Below are 16,149 nucleotides of genomic sequence, written 5' to 3'. Positions count from 1 at the left end.
GGACGCTCCAAAGGATGCCGTCTCGGCCCTTGTGTGGGTCGCACGATCGAACCCATCCAGACGTGTCCTCTACGTTGAGCAACTCGAATCCGGGGGGACCTGGTTCGTGGCCACCGATCAGGGTCGCATTGCTGTCGTTCAGCGAAACGACGAATTAATTGCCGATGACAAAGTGGTGCAGTCCCTGGTCAATGACGTCTTGGAGCACTGGGCAGCCGAAGAAATACCCTACTCGGTTGTGCTCAATCTCCGGAACCGAATTACCACCCCGCTACTGGAACGGGCGATCCAGAGCGGGCAAGCGGCACCTGGGAAGCTGGTCGACATCCTGTCCGCCCCCCCACCGGCGGAAGCGAGGTTCAAGCGACTGCTCCCGCTCCCTTTGGGGAACGCACTACTTGCGCTCGCGGTCGTGTCGGGCATCGCCTATTTCGCTTTCGACTGGTACATGACACTACGAGCCGAGCAAGAGGCGCTTGCTGAGTTGCAACGCCGGCAGTTGGCTGAAGCTGGCCTGGATGTCTCCCGTGCCGCGTTAACCGAAGCTGACGCTACGGCCCAAGAAGCGGCGATTCAAGCCGCGCTCCAGGAAGATACGGCAACCCCAGTCCCACAAGACGTAATCATGGGATGCGCCAATCTGTTCGCAAGGGTAAGAGAGTATCAATTGGGCTGGGAACTCTCAGAGTTCTCATGCTCGCCGTCGGGAAATAGCGCAACGGCAACATATCGCTTGCCACTCACCCAAGAGAAACTGGGGGGGTCCAACGCGACCATCGCCGCACTGGAGCAGGAGGCTTCTGTGGCGTACTTCGCCGAGTATCAGAGAGCCGTGGCGACCTTCGCGATCAGCCCCCCTCCTATTCGGCAGTCCTTGACAAAGGACCTACTCCCGCAGTCAAAATTATGGATCAGGGATCTAGGACAGCGGTTGCAGGATCTTCGGACCGCAGACCTCAGGCTGACTGCTTCGGCAACGGATGCGGTCCAGCGTTCAGTTCAATACCAGGTACCCGTCGACCCAACTGTCGCTGAGACGGCTGGGCCGAAATTCGCAGACGTCAGTCCGGAGCGCGCGTACCTGACTGGCACCGTGGCGCTAGGCGGCGAGGGGCCGCTGACACTCACCGGGGCCAATTGGACTGAGCCACATTTTTCGTTGAAGAGACTGAGCATCACACCGAGCCAATCGGCGTGGACCTGGAACCTGGAGCTTACCTATGTTTGCCGTCCGTAATAGTGCATTCGTTCTTCTAGTTGCAACCCTTTGCGGCGTTGCGCATGCAGAGCCGCAGCCTCAAGTTGAGAAGACCGGTTCTGCAGGTCCGATCAATCAAGGTAGCAGCGCGGCGCGCCCCCCAAGCCCCCAACTGCAGCAGCAAATTCAGCTGAACCAGCTGAACCAACAGGTCGCAGCAGAACTCCAGCGCATTCAGGGGGAAGTCCAGATCGAGGAGGCTCGAAAGGGCCTCGAAGCCGCAAGAGACGGCAATGCGCCGATTCTCGTGGGCACTTTCATCACCGCCAAGGGTCCTTACGCAGAGTTCCAGGCGAACGGAGCTGCAATGGAGTTGCAGGTCAATGAATACGTGACCCCGGAGCTACGCGTAGCAGAAATCCACCGCGATCGCGTCGTCCTATGCAAGAAGTCCAGTCGGCAGTGCAAGACCTATACACCCGTGCTGCCTGGCGCATCGACCGCAGCCAAGATGTAGTCCGGAGCAGTTATGCGTGACTTCACCATCCACGAGATTTCAACCGTCCTGCGCGTCTTGACGGCGCCAGGTGGCCCAGTAACCACAAACGATGCCCAGCGCCAGCATGGCGCAATCATCGAGACGCGGGAGCACGAAGTGCTCCTGGTTACCCGCCCGCGGGAGCCAAAAGCGCGCATGGCGTTCGAACGCGATGCCCTTCAGGCAGGTGTAAAGGTCGACAGGCGAGTCGAAGCGACCGAAGAAGTGATTCGATGTCTCTATGACACTGCGCACAGATCGTCCCGGACGCCGCTGCTCACCGAAGCTGAAAAAGGCAAGCCGCAGGTACTGGTCGAGAGCATTGTGCGAAAAGCGATCGAGTTGGGAGCCAGCGACATCCATATTCGCACCGAGGGTACCCATACCGATGTTTCCTTTCGGGTCCATGGGGACATCATTCCAATGGCCGACCAACTGACCCGCAGCCAGGGTGAGCAACTTGGCATAACGCTCTGGAATATGAAGGACCAGACGTCCGCAAGCGATGAGTTCCGGCCTGGCAATTACCAGCAGTGTCGAATCGAGCAGGACTTCTTAGTCAGTGTGGGCGACTCCAGGCGGACAGTAAGGACGCAGCTCCGCTATCAGGGCTCGCCGATGAAGGCAGGGGCCTTCAAAATTGTGATGCGCGTGCAAGCTACCCAGCGAGCGGGCCAGAACAGGACCCTCCCGGAGTGCGGATACACGGATGATCAGTGCACCGCGCTGGAAGCAGCGGCCATGGCCTCTGATGGCCTGGTTCTGATAAGCGGCCCCGTCAACTCTGGGAAGACAGTGACCTTGGGGGCTATCGGGGCATTCCAAGTTGCTGTGTATGGCCAGCGAAAAGTCATCGCAACGGTCGAGGACCCCGTCGAGCTCGATATCCCAGGAGCTTGTCAGCATCCGGTGGTCGACAAGGCAGACGGAAGGGGATTTGACGAAGCAGTCTTATCCGCCCTGCGCCAGGACGTCAACACCATCATCTTGGGTGAGATCCGGACCAACTCTACGGCAGGGATTTGTCGCAAAGCAGCGGAGACCGGGCACTTGATCATGTCGTCGGTGCACGCCACCGACGCGTGGGCGACACTGACGCGAATCACCAAGCTCGGAATCGAGATCGAAAAGATCGGTGAACCGGGCTTCCTGCGTGCGATATGCAACCAGCGACTCATCCCAACGCTCTGCGAAGATTGCGCATTGAGCTGGTCGGAAAAGGCGCGCGACCCGCTGTTCACGCGCCAGCTAAACCGCGTTCGCGCCGTCATCGCAAAGCGCAACAACATTGATCGCGTGCGCTTCAAGAATCACAAAGGCTGCGAGCACTGCACCGGTGGCAGCACCGGGTTGCGACTCGTTGCTGAAATCCTTGTGCCCGACCAGCACCTGTGTGACCTGCTGCAGGCTAACGACCTGAAAGGGGCGCGCGAGTATTGGACATCAGGCGATCTCTCCAAGAAGGCCGGATTGGGCCCTGGCAACGCCTACTCCTCTGCCTTCGCGCTAATTGAAACTGGACACGCTTGCCCGTTCGACGTCGAACACCGGTTTGGCCAGCTGTACCTTCCCAAAGATCACGATCGCCCGATCCTGACGGTGGCCAGCTGATGAATGCCATCTTAGACGACTGGAAAGACACAATTCAGCAGTGGATGGACATTCCCGCTCAAGCCGAGGCCTTCCGCTTGTGGCGCCTGAAGCGAAAATTCTTCTCGGCCCGCCGACGGGTGCTGTTTTACGACAAGCTACACGACTTTTGCGGGCAGGGTAGGCGCGTCAGCTTGCGCGAGGCCCTGACGGAGATGCGCAACCGAGCCGCCGAGGACGGAGACCACTTCCATACAGTGCTTGACCAAATCCTGGACGGCCTTCGCGCGACGCCGACCATGACGACCCTCGCGCTGAAGCAATACCTGCCGCCGTCTGAATTCACGATGCTCTACGCCGCGGACGAGGCCGGAAAGGTCGCCGAGGGTCTTGCCAATGCACGCGACGCAGCCCGCCAGGTGAGCGAGATCGTCGGCGAAATCAAGGGCTCATTAGCCGGGCCGCTCATTTCACTGCTCATGCTGATGGGCGTGATTTATGCGCTGCCGACGCTGATTGTTGATGTCTTGATTACCTTGGTCCCTGAAGATCGGTGGCCTGGGTTTTCGTTGCCAATGCTTTGGCTTAGCAAATACGTGCCGGTCGCAGGGCACTGGGTTCTGCTCGTCAGCATCGTCATTGCATGGAAGATTGTAGGAGCGCTCCCTACCTGGACAGGCCCTCTGCGCAGGAAGCTCGACCATGCCCTGGTTCCCTGGAGCTTCTACCGTGCATACCAATCCGCAACCACGATGATTGCGATCTCGGGACTCAAGAGATCTGGCCGGGGCCTGCGACACGCACTCGAAGCCATCGTCAACGAGGCAACGCCTTGGCTTCGCGAGCACCTTGACGTGATGATCTTCCGCCTCTCATCACAGGGAGCGACGGTGGTGCAGGCAATGGACACCGGTCTGCTCGGCAAAGAGCTGATGCGAGACCTGCGCGACTATGCGAAAGCGGATGCGGAGACGAAAGCGCTTGAGCTACTCGGGACTGCCTGCGTCAAGGAGCTTCGCGCCCGCATATCCACGCTTTCGACGATCCTTCGCTTCACGACGATGGTCGCACTCGTCTTGCTCTTCTTGTACGTCAACGGCGCTGTGTATGCAGTCACCATTTCTGCACAGGACTACGTTCAGGAGCTCCAGAACGGCGTGCAGTAAGAAAAGCGCTCAAAAAGCCCTTCTTTTCACGGGAGCCTCGTCCGGGCGAATCGCTACCGTATCCCCACCGTGATTCACGGTTTTTCCAACATGAGGCCAAGCTCACATGCGTAACATCAAGTTTGTACCCGCCAAGAACCAGGTTGCCGGTAACTCCATCCTCGAATTCAACCTCTACAACGTCCTGATTTTGATTGCTGCAGCTGGGTTGCTCGCTGCGTTCATCTGGAGCCAGACTGCTGGCAAGGTGACCGACACGAAGGAACTGCTCAGCCAGATCCAAGTTGGCGTCAAGAGCGAATACCCGAACGGCGGTCCCTACACCGGCATGACTGCGGCTACGCTCGCCGGCAACCAGTCACTGCCCGCCAACCGTCTGAACGGCAACAACATCAAGAACCCGATTGGTCTTGGCAATGTGACCCTCGCCCCTGCGACCTATCCGACCGGCAATACTGATGGCGCCTACTCGATCACGCTGACGCTCGATACGGCAGCCTGCTCGAAAATTGTTGCAGGTGTTGAGTCCCAATTCGAACAGATCGTTGTCGCCGGCACGACTGTGAAAGACCGCTCTGCAGGCACATCGTATGTCAAGGCCACGGCCGACGGCCGATGCCAGAGTGCGGCAACCGTTACCGCTGTTTTCACGAACCAGTAAGCCCCTTCGGACCCCCAATGGCCAAGGACGGCCACCCCGAGTGGATACCCATGCGCGCTCACGGCTACAGCTTGATGAACCTGATACTGACGCTGTTCCTGGTCTCGGCCCTGATCACTGGGCTGATCGCCCTGTGGCGTGTCCAGGAACAACGTCAGCGGGTGTCAGCCACCGTCGACGTAGTGCATCGGGCCGCTGCGCGGACGCGGGAAATTGCGATGAATCAGTCGGACGGATATGCGTCCGTGGTCGTGAGTCAGATCGCTGACATCGTGCCGCCCAACCAGCGCACTCCGACTACTGGTGCTGCGACCAGCCTGCGAACAGCGCTCAACCGACCGCTCAGCATCGTCGCGGATGGCTCGTATGGTTTCTGGGTGCGGTTGTCGGCACTGAATGTCGCTGAGTGCCGCGCGGTGCTCCGGCAGGTTTGGACGACTTACCCGCGTGTGCGCGTGAATGGAACCGTCCTCAAATCAGGAATGAGCTCGACGCTTGGTGATGCCCAGTTTGCCCAGTGCGTCGGCGCCTCCATCTCTATCGACGTGGAAGGGAGCTGAAATGCATGCCCGCGGTTACACATTGCTGGAATACATGCTGGTGTTGGTCCTCTTGATTATTGGAGGAGCGATCGCAATCCCGATTGTCACCGACATGTACGGCGACATGCAGGAAAGTGAGTACGTGCAGCTGCTCCAGGCAACGGTGACGATTGCCCGACGCAATTATGAGCAATCGACGTCCTACACTGGGTTGTCGACGAGTGAAATCATCCCGCAGCTGCCGCCGAAGTGGGTGATGGGAGGAACGTCAATCCGTCATCCCCTTTCTGGGTACATCGGCGTGGCGGCCGATGGTGGCGATCCAACGCTCATGTTGTTGACAGTCTCGGTTCAACGCGACGACACATGCCGGCGCGCGCTTCTGGGCGCGTGGCCCTATTTCGACCGGATCTGGGTCGATATCACTGCTGTGAAAACGGCTGCCGGCCAATCCATGCCGACTGAAGCTGTTTTGGCGGCCAGGTGCACTGCCACAACGCACAACATCGTTATTCAAACTGATTGAACCCGTGGCCACCGAATCGATCCTTCAATTCATCCCCATCCCAGTGGATGTGCGCGACATCAACATCAAGCACCGCGAGGACGGCACCATTGATCTGGGTGACTCCTCGATTGGCCTAGCCAAGCGGGCGCAGGCCCAAGGCACTGAGTACGCTGACCTCCTTGAGCGGATATCCCCACACGTGCTGAAGCACCCGGTGGGCGCCAGTGTTCGAATCGAGCTTGGAGTAGGCCAGTCATTCCGCGCCGAGCGATATCGGTGCCGAGGCGGCGTCATGACCGCCATGCGCCGAATGCCGGAGAAGATGCCAGCGATTGATGACCTGAATTTTCCGCATCTCTGGCGCGACCTGTTCATGGCCGAGGACTTCTGCACGGGCGGCCTGATAGTCGTCGTCGCACCAACAGGGTCCGGAAAGTCGGTCACCTTGGGCGCTCTTGGGACAAGTCGCCTTGCGCGGTACGGTGGCTACATGACCACGATCGAGGATCCAATTGAAATGCCGCTCCACGGCTGGCACGGTGCCGGCAAGTGCGTGCAGACCGAAGTTGACCCCCACGATGACCCTTCAGAAGCATACGTGAAAGCGCTTCGCGCTGCGCTTCGCGCCTACCCGACTGCGCCCGGCGGGGGAACAATTCTCCTATTTGGCGAGATCCGCGACCAGGCCAGTGCAGCCGAGGTTCTTCGAGCCGCCAACCAGGGTCACCTCGTGCTGACGACGTTGCACGGTTCGACCATTGAGAGCGCGCTGCGGCGGCTGATTTCCATGGCCACTCGCGACCTAGGGCAGTCGCAAGCGCAGGACCTAACGGCTGCTGCGCTCCGCCTCATCGTCACGCAGAAACTGCACATCGACCCGGAAAAGTCTGGGTGGGACGCTGGTACGTTGACCGGAGAGTTGCTCTACAGCTCCGGCGAAAAGTCGCCGGCCGCCGGCAATATCCGTGACAATGACCTCGGGGCCCTAGCCGAGCAGCTTGATCAGCAAGGCAGCTTCATGGCTCGCGTGGATCGGCCTAGCCTTGCCGATTTCCTCAAACGCTTCCGGCGATGAATGGCTGACCCTCTCAAGGCGCTGATCTGCCGGCGGTGGCGATCGAGACCGCTCGGAGATCCGGCAACCTGGGAGAGATCAGTACGCTCAACTCAGTGCATTTCGTCCGCCTCTCAAAGAATTTCGCCAAAGCCCTGTCACGCTCCTACTGGCGCCCGTTAGATTGCGGCGAAAGTGCTGGCCGAGACCGCCGGAAGAGAGCCGAGGCAGATGAACGATGGAGGCTGAGCCGGCCCTGACGACCTACGTGACAACGCGCTAGGGGCAGCGAAATTGCGAGGTTGATCAAGACGTGTAGCCTTACTGATCAGTACATAGGAGAAGGGCATGACTGGCCGCCTGGTGGTAGTTGAAGGCATCGACGGATCGGGGAAGACGGAGCTCATTCGAGCGCTCGGCAACCTGCCTCGATCGCTGTTCACGCGCGAGCCCACCCTTGGGCCGTACGGCAAGGCACTTCGTGAGGCCTTCGGCCGCGGTGAACGCTTGTCGAGGGAGGCCGAACGTGCATTGATCGAGGCTGATCGCCGACAACATGTCGAACTGGTGATCAGTCCAGCGCTTGCTCGCGGAGAGATCGTTGTCTGCGATAGATCTTTCTATTCCACCGCCGCCTATCAAGGTCTCAGCGTTGAAGATGCGCGCTCGATCGTCCGGGATAACATGCAGTTCGCCCCCAGGCCCGATGTCCTGGTCTTTCTCGATTTGCCGCCGGTCTTCGCACTCGCGCGAATTCAGGCGCGCGGCGAGAAGCCCACCGCACCGGAGTCCTACGAAACCCTCGTCGCATGCGCAGCGCGCTACGAGTCGGTATGGGCCGATCCGGAACTAATGCGGGGCATCACGTTCATCCGCATTGATGCGCGCGAGCCGCTCGATATCGTTACGGCCGCCGCACGCCGGGCTGTCGACAGTGCCCTGCAGCGTTCCTAGATAACCTCTCCGTCATACCACAGGCGCGGCGACTCCTGCGCCGACCGACTCGAATACCTACCACCGCGATCGTCTACTGCCATGGCCAGAACCGCCGAGCCGACCAAGACCCAGGTGCAGCATTTCGTCCTGATCAAGCAACCAGATTTTCTCGCCGGGGGTGGGCACCTCTCTGCTCTCGAAGCGGCGCGCCAGCTGCTTGATGCCGGCATGTGGCCACTCTGGTCACGAACCCCGTGTAAGAACCTCGTGAGGGAGGGTGACCGCGTTGCCATCTACCTGTCGGGAACCCGGAATCAGTGCGTGGTGGCAACGGCCGCTGTGCAGTTTAAGCAGCCTTGGTCACCTCCGTTCGCCCGTCGCTATCCGCTCGCTCTGTCGGGCACCCCTTGCCAAGTCTTGGTGCTTGAGGGTGTGACCTGGTTGCGCAAGCCGATCCTCGTCCGGCGCCGGGCAGCACGCCTCTCGTTCATGGACACTCCAAAGTGGGGCGCGAATTTCATGGGCGGCATGCGGCGGTTGTCCCAAGAGGACTTTGAAGCGATGACCAGCCCTGACGTCGCAGACATGGAAGGGCCAGATCGTGCCGCGCGGTGAGCGCTCCGGCGATCCAAACGTGCTTGCCAAGCGCCTGCAGTCTCTTGCCAAGCGGCGAGCACAGGATGCCGCAGTGAGGGCTTCTCGCGTGCTGAATCGGCATTTCCCGATACCGGCTCACGCCCAAGCCTGCTTGGCCTGGCTTCACTTAAGGGGAATCCAAATCAACTCGCCCGACCTTTCGGCCGCGTCGAGACAGTTCTGGATTCGCTTGGCAAAGCGTCACATCCATCGCGAGCGCCAAGCTAACCTCTGTGACCAGGTGCTTGAATGAGTGACATCCTCCATACCATCCCAACATGCGCGCAAACCTGCAGACCAAACTGGGCTCAGGCTAACTGTTTCTACCCTTCGTGCGAGACTCCCCACGAACGCCGGCCGGGGCACGGACGATGAGTCGCCGTGGACGACACCATGCCTCATCTTTGGCGTCGAATCGCCCGGCCTGAAAGGTGGCACCGTCTGCGCCGACTGCCGCCGGAAGGTAGACGCGTTTGATGCACTCAGCGCACGGATGCTGCTCGGTACCGTTCCGGTACGCATGCCTTCCTATCCCAGCATCCCCGGCGGGAAGCGCGAGGTTGGAGTCAGCGGCGATGAGGACGGATGTCCAGCAACCTAGGCGCCGCCATCTACATTTTCACCTGCTGGCAATGGCCTGCTCGCGCGCCAGGAAGTATCCGTAGCTAAGCCCCAAATTCCCTCGCTCGGAACGGAGTGTTAGAACAGGATGCACAGGTAGGCAATTGACCGAGGAGCCTAAGCAGATGTCAGCAATCCAAGTCGTTCAAAGTTCAAGGGGACTCGAAGTCTCTTATCCGTTCGCGCTCAAAGACCAATTCAAGAAAGCGTTCCCGTCCGCCAAGTGCGACCCGGACAACAAGGTGTGGGTCGTAGGGTTGAGGTCCGCCGCTCGTCTGACGCAATGGGTCGAAGCGGCCGAGAGCGCAGCGAGAGCGATCATGGATGCAGAGGAAGCCGCACTGACCGAACAGGAGCTTGCACAGGTTCGGGGCGAACTGACCTCTTTTCGCCAGGCCATTGAAGACGCTCGAAGCGGGCTCCGTGCTTTGACGGCGGTTCGCGAACTCCTTGATGGCGATCGAGCAGAATTGAATGCCGCCCGGGCAGAACTGACCAAAGAGCAAGTCGCGACAAAAGCTGCAGAGCAACAGGTGCTCACGCTCCTCGCAGGAATCATTGACATGCCAGCAATTCTGGCTGCTGCCCAACGAATGGCTGCTGTGCATTCAGGGGTCGGTGCACGCAATCGTGAAGAGTTCGATGCAGCCCAAGCGATTATCGTCCAGCAGCGCAATGCGCTAACCCGGGCCGGCTACCGGAGCAGGGGAATCTCAGAACTCGCGACGGCGAACTTCAACCGACCCGATCGCGATCACCCGCGGTTTGTGACGACGCAAATGCTCTACGACATCTCGAAGCTGGAAGTCTCAAGCGACGATACATGATTGCAATACCCATTGCTGATCGAACTGCATACAAACTCTATTCGGTACCAACGTGCAGGTCAGCTCCCTCGAAGGCTGCGATTTCGAGGCGTGATTGAGCCACGAACGGCTCAGGGAGATTTACAGTGCGACTTTACACAATCGAGCAGCTGCGCGACCCAGCGACATACTCTGCTGACGCTGAACTCGCGACTCTAGCCCGCAAGATCGCCCGCGCGACCTGGGAGCCCGGTTCCGGAACCCGTGGCGACTGGACGGCCGCTCATCTTGCAGGGAGCCACGCAGAGGCAATTCTTCCATCCGTGGAAGCCGCTGCAAAAGCGAAGCAGAAGGCCGACAAGGCGGTCCAGTCGATCAGGCTTCCGGCTGGCTGGAAACACGTGGTCGAAGGGCAGTTCATCCTGCTCGAAGGTCCCCTTGTTCCGTCACTCCCCGCACGATTCCGACGGCTTGGTGGTGAATGGGATTCCGACCGCAGGCTCTGGCGTGTACCAGCCTCGAAGGCTGGCAGTTTGAGGCGCGTTATCGAGAACGCGACCGGTTACAGTACGTCAGACGCAGCGATCGCCAAGAAAGCCAAACAGGACATCGCTGAAATCGAGCGCTGGCTTGGATTCGTTGAGGACAAAGTCGCGCTGGGTTACGTTTACGAGCGGGGCGTCGCCGAGTGCAATAAGCTCGGGATCGCCAAGCACGAGGCCCTCGCAGAGCGCCTGCGCCTTGCAATTGAGCGCGCAACTGCTAAGGCTGCGGAACTAAAGGCACAGCGAGCCGCAGTCAAGGACGCAGATCGGGAGCGCAGATCTGCTGCTGCGGCCGACCGAGCACACGATCTCGCTCAGCGGAAGGCCAGTCGATTGCTTGTTCCAGTGCAGCGATCGCCTGCACTGAACCGTCCGGTCAGATTGCATGGCAGCGTGGTGGTCGTGTTTACCAGTTTCGGAAAGCAATTTCGTATCGGCGATGAAGATCCCTCAGTCTACGGGTCTCACCTGCTTGGCCACGAAGGCGAATGGGGACACTATGCCTATCATCGCCCGGCGACCGAGACTGAAGTTCGGGAACTGGAAGACCAAGAGCGCGCTGCGAAACAGCGTGCGGAGGAAATCGCTGCCGTGAGGCGAGTCGCAGCTGAGCTTGCCCAGTACATTCAGTCCCATGGTGAGCGTCCAGCTGGGAACCACCTCGTTGAGGGCCAGCGAGCCTACGATTCAATGAACATCTACGGGGGCGGAACGATGTTCGTTATCGCCGACGACTACATCTGGTTTGTGCAGAACAATGGCGGAGACGGAGACAACTGGAACATGAACAACGTTCAAACCGGCGGAGCTGGCGCTATTGGCTGGCGGATACCATCCTCCGAAGACCTTGCCAACCAAATTCGCGCCCTTGGCAGCGGACAAGGAGAGCAATCATGACGCCAATCACGCTTGTGAGGGCAGGGGACCGGCCGCTGGCGTTTAATGGCACCAAGATTGCCAGCAGTGAGACCTTTCGCGACCAGGGGCCTAATGAAAGCCGGCACTGGACGCTCACGCTGTACAAGACTGAGGCGGGTAAATATGTGCTTGCTGCGGCGTTTCGCACTCGCTGGCGCGGTGAAGAACCGGGCGATCTCGCGTGGCACGCTGACACCGCTTCAGAGTTGGTTGCCCACCTGAAACAACAGGATCCGCTGCAATACGCAACCGGACTCCTGGCATTGCAGAGTCGCTCCAGTCCCGCGACACCTTCCCTTACTGACCCGCGGGCGGTTGCGCTCTTGAACGCATGGGCGGTCGCTGTGAGCGACTTGCTGTCTCAGTTTCCCGAGGAAATTCCATGATCGTCAGTCGGAATAATGGACCGATGCCTGCAGAGACCAACTACTGGGACTCAGACCACCCTCGGAACGGATTGTATTACGCTCCATTCATCGTCGGCGCTGTTCGGCCTGGTACGCGTCAAGTGGTTGCCTTCTCACCCGAACGGAGCACAGTCAAAGGCATGCAATCCAGAACTGTCTCGTTGCAATGGTGATTGCAAGATTCCAACCCTTCCACGTCTCCAAGGAATCAACATCCGTATGAACACGTCGACCCTCGAGCACGTTGTTTCAGTGTGTCGATCAGCTGCGCTCATGGGCGAGCTGGGGCCACTTTCCACTGGCGAGCGGTTAGCCGCTGCTCTGGTGCTAAACCGAGCTGATTGGCTGGCCGAAGAGGGCTACACCATCGTTGAAGCGCTAGACCGGATCGGACGGGACTGGAGGGAGTGCCTTACAGCAGCGCGCAAGGTTCTCTCTGCAGATGCGGCAGCAGCTGCTGTTATGAAGGACGCTTTGGCGAAGGCCGCGGTTCGGCCGCAGTCAGCACAGGTGCCTCCTTCGACCGAGCGACCAGTCACGCTTGACTATGAAGCAACCTTGATTACGTGCGGATCCGCAGGGGGCTATCGCGATGCTTGGCTTGTCTTCGAATTGCGTGAAGTTGGGCGGTCTGAATCTGGCTTCCGAGCTGAGCTGCGATTGCGCCCTGTCGATGCTGAACCGATCGTAAGACACCTCGTAGATGCGCATCAACTCGCGTGGCGAGATGGAGGGCCGCTCGATAAACAACCCGGCGAACGACGACCTTCCTGGATCGACGTGTTTACAAGCAGCCCCTGAAGTGGCCACACTGGGGAGTGATGCGCTTAAGCATTCTCCTCCTGGTCACTGGCGTCAATTCCGCACTGACCTGTGGCTCGCCGCGGGTCCGCAGAGCAAGCTCCCCAACTCCCGCCTGTGAACTCACCCTGCAACACCCGAACGAACCGGTCGCCGTGGGGTTAGGGTCAGACCTCGAAGGGCTTCGAACTTGGCAGCGGGGTCAAAGGGGATACTCTGGGGGTCGCGGAGTATCGCGTAAGCGCGCTGTGTGGCCTTGTGCTTTGACAAACTAAAATGTCCTTCACACCCACCGGCGGTGAGTTGCCGGCAAGCCTCTACTGGAGATGGGAAATGAGTATCACGCTTGAGCTCGATGGGGAAATGCTGCAGCGTCTTGGCAAGCTGTATGCAGAGCTGCCTGACGATGTCGATTTCGATAGCCTCGAAATCACTGAAACGACGGACGGCTCGATCCGCGTCGTACTGCCCGGCTGGGTAGCGGACGATGGAAATGCTGAAGTCGAATATGAGGACGCAAAGTCGGGACGCGAGGCCGCTGAGGAGTACGTCAGTGACGGCGATTGGGGTAACGACCGCTCCAAGACGACATGGGTCAAAGTCTGCGTATGGCGCCGGGCTTTCGACGTCTCGCAGCTATGTGAGGTCATCAATGAGCGCGACGAGGAGGATCAACACAAGATCGAGATTGAGCCAGAGGTGCCAGAGTGTGAGGACGGAAAAGTACATGAGTGGGTCACGCCATACTCGGTTCTTGGCGGACTCAGAGAAAATCCTGGCGTTTGGGGCCATGGCGGCGGCGTGGTCGCGAAAGAGATCTGCCGTCACTGTGGCGTTTACCAAATCACAGATACCTGGGCGCAAGACCCTGAAGACGGCGAACAGGGGCTAACGTCAACCGAGTACAAGGATGCAGACCAGGCGTCGCGGGACTACGTGCAGGGCCTCCGAGATGAGGTCTGCGTCGAGGCCTAGGCTTTGGTCGCTGAGGTTACAATCGATGCACCAGGCAGACTTCGCATCAGCGACTATGCCCTGAGCGCAGATTCCTACGATGGGGCCACCTCGTCAGGATCTGATTCGAATGAGCACCGCGATCGACTCCTGGCCGAGATCAAGCAAGCCTCGCCAGCGGGTTGGAATGCAGTCTGGTTGGACGATGAGATTCGCATTGACTGGGAGGGAGTGTGACCCAATTCGACCGACGGTCTCACCGAGGGCGCGAGCATCGGCTGTCGCTCTCGAAGCGAATCCCCGACCTGGGGAACCTGATCGACCAAGTGCGCCGGGCGCATGACTGCCATGTGTGCCCGTAGTATCGAGTGCGAGCCGCTATAGCCCTGCGCCTTGATCTCACGCAGCATCACCGAGGCCGGAATCCAGTCCGGGGCAGCCGCCGCCAACCGATCCCGAATGTAGTCCAAGTACGGCGCCAGTTTGCTCACACGCGCCTCTCGCTGATACCGCCGACCAGAGCCCTCCTCGCGCACCCGACGAACGGTGTTCCGGGATACACCGCAGCGCCGCGCCACTTCCCGAACCCCCATCCCTTGCTTCAACAACACCTCAATCTCCACTGATTCCTCCTGACTCAACATCGGCGCTTCCGTCTCATGGGAAGCCTCCGCCGTATACCCAGGTGGGTCATTTTCCAACTGGCGCTAACACGCGGCCACCGTCGCGGAGTGGCGAGACGCCTATTCGCGAGGCAATGCGCAGACCCTGCCGAGGCTCGACTGGGCCGATGAAGTGCAAAGGACGATACCGCCCATCATCTCGCTGTTGCTCTACCTGTGTACAGAGGCGCCCGACATCACACGCCGCGGCGTTGTAGGCGCGCCAGCGAACCCGATTCCGACCCGCACTCGCCGTCACGGTTGGCGCATGTTCGAGGCGGATGGTCCGAAGGAATGGGATGTCGGTGTGCGCATCGGCGCCGCCTTGCGCGCTGCGTATCAGCGCGAGCAAGCCGGTGGCGACCCAGTTCCAACTGGGTGCACCATGCGCCCCCATGTGCGGCGGGCGCATTGGCACACAGTGTTGTCTGGCCGGCGTAAGCGAGACGATGGGTCTTCCGTCGCGCCATCGGAGCAGCATCGCGAGTTGCGATGGATGCCGCCACTGCCGATCAACATAGAGAGCATTGACGCGATGCCTGCGGTTGTGCGCACGGTACGGTCAGTACCTTCGTCAAACTCCTGTGTGTGCCTGCGTACTGCATTGCTCCCGTCAGCGAGACAGCCGACGATTGCCACGTTTCGCAGTTTCTTCCCCGCCTTCTACGGGCATCTGGCGGAAGCGACGCACGCGGTAAGGCCGCAGATGCGCCTGTCAGTACACCCACAGAGGGCATGCCAATTTTTGACGAAGCGTGACACCACCTACCGGACTCATGGCATTGCAGAGGCGTTCCAGTCCGGGGACACCTTCCTATGCTTACCCGCGGGCGGTTGCGCTGTTGAACGCATGGACGACTGTCACGTTATTTCTGTGATTAGTCTTCTGTTTGCTTGAACAGCGCTAGGGCCGGTTAAGTTGTTATCGTCGACCGCAAATGATGGAAATCCGCTCCCAACGCCGTTCCGGTGGGGCAGCAGGGCAGTCAACTAACTGCTGCGTCATGTGGGGTGCCCCTCGGCATTCCCATCCACCATCAATAAAGGGTTGAAAGATTCCCCCGCTTTGATCCGGCATTACAGCAGCGCATCCGTTCAGCCGCCGCCGCTGCTCTTGGAATGCATGAGTGGTAGTACCCGCATCGAGATACAAGGTCAGTTCCAATGGGCCGTTCGGAAATGCCACTCGCGGATAAGTGTTGCAAGTGACCCTAATCCAGATCAACTCTTGTGGCTCGGGATCGGCCCCCGAATCGCGCATGGGTCGCCGATGCATCAGTACATCTCCCGGTGAAGCGGGCACGACAAGTACCGCGCGAGTCGCAGCTGTTTCAATCTTGTCGCCCACTTGCATGTGGTACAGAATGCCCCCGATATTGACTAAGACCGGACCGTGAGACCTGAGGAGAGTTAGCCGCGATCCGCTTTCTGCTTCCCCATAAAGGTCACCGATAATTTCGGGAACCAACTGAAACCGATCACCAACCTGTCCAGAGCAATGCGGGGGTGACAGTGCAAACTCGCGGTTAGGTAACCACCCGATCTCGAGACCGCCAGGTACGGGATCGCCTCCACCCCCAAGCCCCGCAAAGAACTGGGCTCGCGA

The 16,149-nt window shown here is 59.6% G+C and carries 17 protein-coding genes; 16 read left to right on the top strand and 1 reads right to left on the bottom strand.

Annotation, left to right across the window (positions count from 1 at the left end; translation table 11 throughout):
• Nucleotides 1–106 precede the first annotated feature (106 nt).
• The 15 genes from C7S18_RS23635 to C7S18_RS23565 all read left to right on the top strand — a co-directional run bounded on the left by C7S18_RS23635 (nucleotide 107) and on the right by C7S18_RS23565 (nucleotide 13,902).
• Nucleotides 107–1,237 (top strand): hypothetical protein, encoded by a 1,131-nt coding sequence (locus C7S18_RS23635; RefSeq protein ID WP_146152104.1) that lies wholly within the window; start codon nucleotides 107–109, stop codon nucleotides 1,235–1,237.
• Nucleotides 1,221–1,715 (top strand): hypothetical protein, encoded by a 495-nt coding sequence (locus tag C7S18_RS23630; RefSeq protein WP_106894204.1) that lies wholly within the window; start codon nucleotides 1,221–1,223, stop codon nucleotides 1,713–1,715. The genes C7S18_RS23635 and C7S18_RS23630 overlap by 17 nt, the downstream gene beginning before the upstream one ends.
• A gap of 12 nt (nucleotides 1,716–1,727) precedes the next feature.
• A complete protein-coding gene (locus C7S18_RS23625) occupies nucleotides 1,728–3,347 on the top strand; it encodes a GspE/PulE family protein (protein ID WP_106894203.1) in 1,620 nt (539 codons plus the stop codon).
• Nucleotides 3,347–4,492: a type II secretion system F family protein gene (locus C7S18_RS23620; protein WP_106894202.1), complete on the top strand. Its 1,146-nt coding sequence runs from the start codon at nucleotides 3,347–3,349 to the stop codon at nucleotides 4,490–4,492. The genes C7S18_RS23625 and C7S18_RS23620 overlap by 1 nt, the downstream gene beginning before the upstream one ends.
• A gap of 106 nt (nucleotides 4,493–4,598) precedes the next feature.
• A complete protein-coding gene (locus C7S18_RS23615; protein ID WP_106894201.1) occupies nucleotides 4,599–5,153 on the top strand; it encodes a type 4 pilus major pilin in 555 nt (184 codons plus the stop codon).
• Between the two features lie 50 nt (nucleotides 5,154–5,203).
• The gene (locus C7S18_RS23610; protein WP_106894200.1) at nucleotides 5,204–5,713 is read left to right on the top strand and encodes a hypothetical protein; all 510 of its coding nucleotides are present in this window, start codon (nucleotides 5,204–5,206) and stop codon (nucleotides 5,711–5,713) included.
• A gap of 1 nt (nucleotide 5,714) precedes the next feature.
• Nucleotides 5,715–6,221: a hypothetical protein gene (locus C7S18_RS23605; RefSeq protein ID WP_106894199.1), complete on the top strand. Its 507-nt coding sequence runs from the start codon at nucleotides 5,715–5,717 to the stop codon at nucleotides 6,219–6,221.
• 4 nt (nucleotides 6,222–6,225) lie between these two features.
• Nucleotides 6,226–7,278, top strand: a complete 1,053-nt coding sequence (locus C7S18_RS23600) for an ATPase, T2SS/T4P/T4SS family (RefSeq protein WP_106894198.1) — start codon at nucleotides 6,226–6,228, stop codon at nucleotides 7,276–7,278.
• A 327-nt stretch (nucleotides 7,279–7,605) separates the two neighbouring features.
• On the top strand, nucleotides 7,606–8,211 hold the full coding sequence (gene tmk, locus C7S18_RS23595; RefSeq protein WP_106894197.1) for a dTMP kinase: 606 nt from the start codon (nucleotides 7,606–7,608) through the stop codon (nucleotides 8,209–8,211).
• Nucleotides 8,212–8,292: 81 nt separating this feature from the next.
• Entirely contained in the window at nucleotides 8,293–8,808 is a 516-nt protein-coding gene (locus C7S18_RS23590; protein ID WP_106894196.1) for a hypothetical protein, read from the top strand.
• A 767-nt stretch (nucleotides 8,809–9,575) separates the two neighbouring features.
• Complete coding sequence (locus C7S18_RS23585) at nucleotides 9,576–10,277, top strand: hypothetical protein (RefSeq protein WP_106894195.1); 702 nt, start codon at nucleotides 9,576–9,578, stop codon at nucleotides 10,275–10,277.
• 302 nt (nucleotides 10,278–10,579) lie between these two features.
• On the top strand, nucleotides 10,580–11,698 hold the full coding sequence (locus tag C7S18_RS23580; protein WP_146152103.1) for a hypothetical protein: 1,119 nt from the start codon (nucleotides 10,580–10,582) through the stop codon (nucleotides 11,696–11,698).
• The gene (locus tag C7S18_RS23575) at nucleotides 11,695–12,105 is read left to right on the top strand and encodes a hypothetical protein (protein WP_106894193.1); all 411 of its coding nucleotides are present in this window, start codon (nucleotides 11,695–11,697) and stop codon (nucleotides 12,103–12,105) included. Before C7S18_RS23580 ends, C7S18_RS23575 begins: the two co-directional genes overlap by 4 nt.
• 15 nt (nucleotides 12,106–12,120) lie before the next feature.
• Nucleotides 12,121–12,927 (top strand): hypothetical protein, encoded by an 807-nt coding sequence (locus tag C7S18_RS25465; protein ID WP_425481120.1) that lies wholly within the window; start codon nucleotides 12,121–12,123, stop codon nucleotides 12,925–12,927.
• A 333-nt stretch (nucleotides 12,928–13,260) separates the two neighbouring features.
• Nucleotides 13,261–13,902, top strand: coding sequence for a hypothetical protein (locus tag C7S18_RS23565; RefSeq protein ID WP_146152102.1), 642 nt, complete (start codon nucleotides 13,261–13,263; stop codon nucleotides 13,900–13,902).
• A gap of 74 nt (nucleotides 13,903–13,976) precedes the next feature.
• Here the strand turns inward: C7S18_RS23565 and C7S18_RS25460 are convergent, their stop codons facing one another.
• Nucleotides 13,977–14,525 carry a helix-turn-helix domain-containing protein gene (locus C7S18_RS25460; protein ID WP_106894190.1) on the bottom strand — a complete coding sequence of 183 codons (549 nt, stop codon included), beginning with the start codon at nucleotides 14,523–14,525 and terminating at the stop codon, nucleotides 13,977–13,979.
• 151 nt (nucleotides 14,526–14,676) lie between these two features.
• Between C7S18_RS25460 and C7S18_RS25495 the strand changes: the two genes are divergently transcribed.
• Nucleotides 14,677–15,441 (top strand): AcrVA2 family anti-CRISPR protein, encoded by a 765-nt coding sequence (locus tag C7S18_RS25495; protein WP_484456018.1) that lies wholly within the window; start codon nucleotides 14,677–14,679, stop codon nucleotides 15,439–15,441.
• Nucleotides 15,442–16,149 lie beyond the last annotated feature (708 nt).

This window comes from Ahniella affigens (assembly GCF_003015185.1).
Classification (GTDB): domain Bacteria; phylum Pseudomonadota; class Gammaproteobacteria; order Xanthomonadales; family Ahniellaceae; genus Ahniella; species Ahniella affigens.
The sequence above is the reverse complement of the archived record's forward strand: the minus strand, read 5'-3'. Positions and strand labels throughout refer to the sequence as shown.

Bases quoted from the DNA above. Each gene is read 5' to 3' on its own strand.
- C7S18_RS23575 (WP_106894193.1), top strand. From the start codon at position 11,695: ATGACGCCAATCACGCTTGTGAGGGCAGGGGACCGGCCGCTGGCGTTT.
- C7S18_RS23610 (WP_106894200.1), top strand. From the start codon at position 5,204: ATGCGCGCTCACGGCTACAGCTTGATGAACCTGATACTGACGCTGTTC.
- C7S18_RS23565 (WP_146152102.1), top strand. From the start codon at position 13,261: ATGAGTATCACGCTTGAGCTCGATGGGGAAATGCTGCAGCGTCTTGGC.
- C7S18_RS23620 (WP_106894202.1), top strand. From the start codon at position 3,347: ATGAATGCCATCTTAGACGACTGGAAAGACACAATTCAGCAGTGGATG.
- C7S18_RS23625 (WP_106894203.1), top strand. From the start codon at position 1,728: ATGCGTGACTTCACCATCCACGAGATTTCAACCGTCCTGCGCGTCTTG.
- C7S18_RS23605 (WP_106894199.1), top strand. From the start codon at position 5,715: ATGCATGCCCGCGGTTACACATTGCTGGAATACATGCTGGTGTTGGTC.
- C7S18_RS23630 (WP_106894204.1), top strand. From the start codon at position 1,221: ATGTTTGCCGTCCGTAATAGTGCATTCGTTCTTCTAGTTGCAACCCTT.
- C7S18_RS25465 (WP_425481120.1), top strand. From the start codon at position 12,121: ATGGACCGATGCCTGCAGAGACCAACTACTGGGACTCAGACCACCCTC.
- C7S18_RS23585 (WP_106894195.1), top strand. From the start codon at position 9,576: ATGTCAGCAATCCAAGTCGTTCAAAGTTCAAGGGGACTCGAAGTCTCT.
- C7S18_RS23590 (WP_106894196.1), top strand. From the start codon at position 8,293: ATGGCCAGAACCGCCGAGCCGACCAAGACCCAGGTGCAGCATTTCGTC.
- tmk (WP_106894197.1), top strand. From the start codon at position 7,606: ATGACTGGCCGCCTGGTGGTAGTTGAAGGCATCGACGGATCGGGGAAG.
- C7S18_RS23615 (WP_106894201.1), top strand. From the start codon at position 4,599: ATGCGTAACATCAAGTTTGTACCCGCCAAGAACCAGGTTGCCGGTAAC.
- C7S18_RS25460 (WP_106894190.1), bottom strand. From the start codon at position 14,525: ATGTTGAGTCAGGAGGAATCAGTGGAGATTGAGGTGTTGTTGAAGCAA.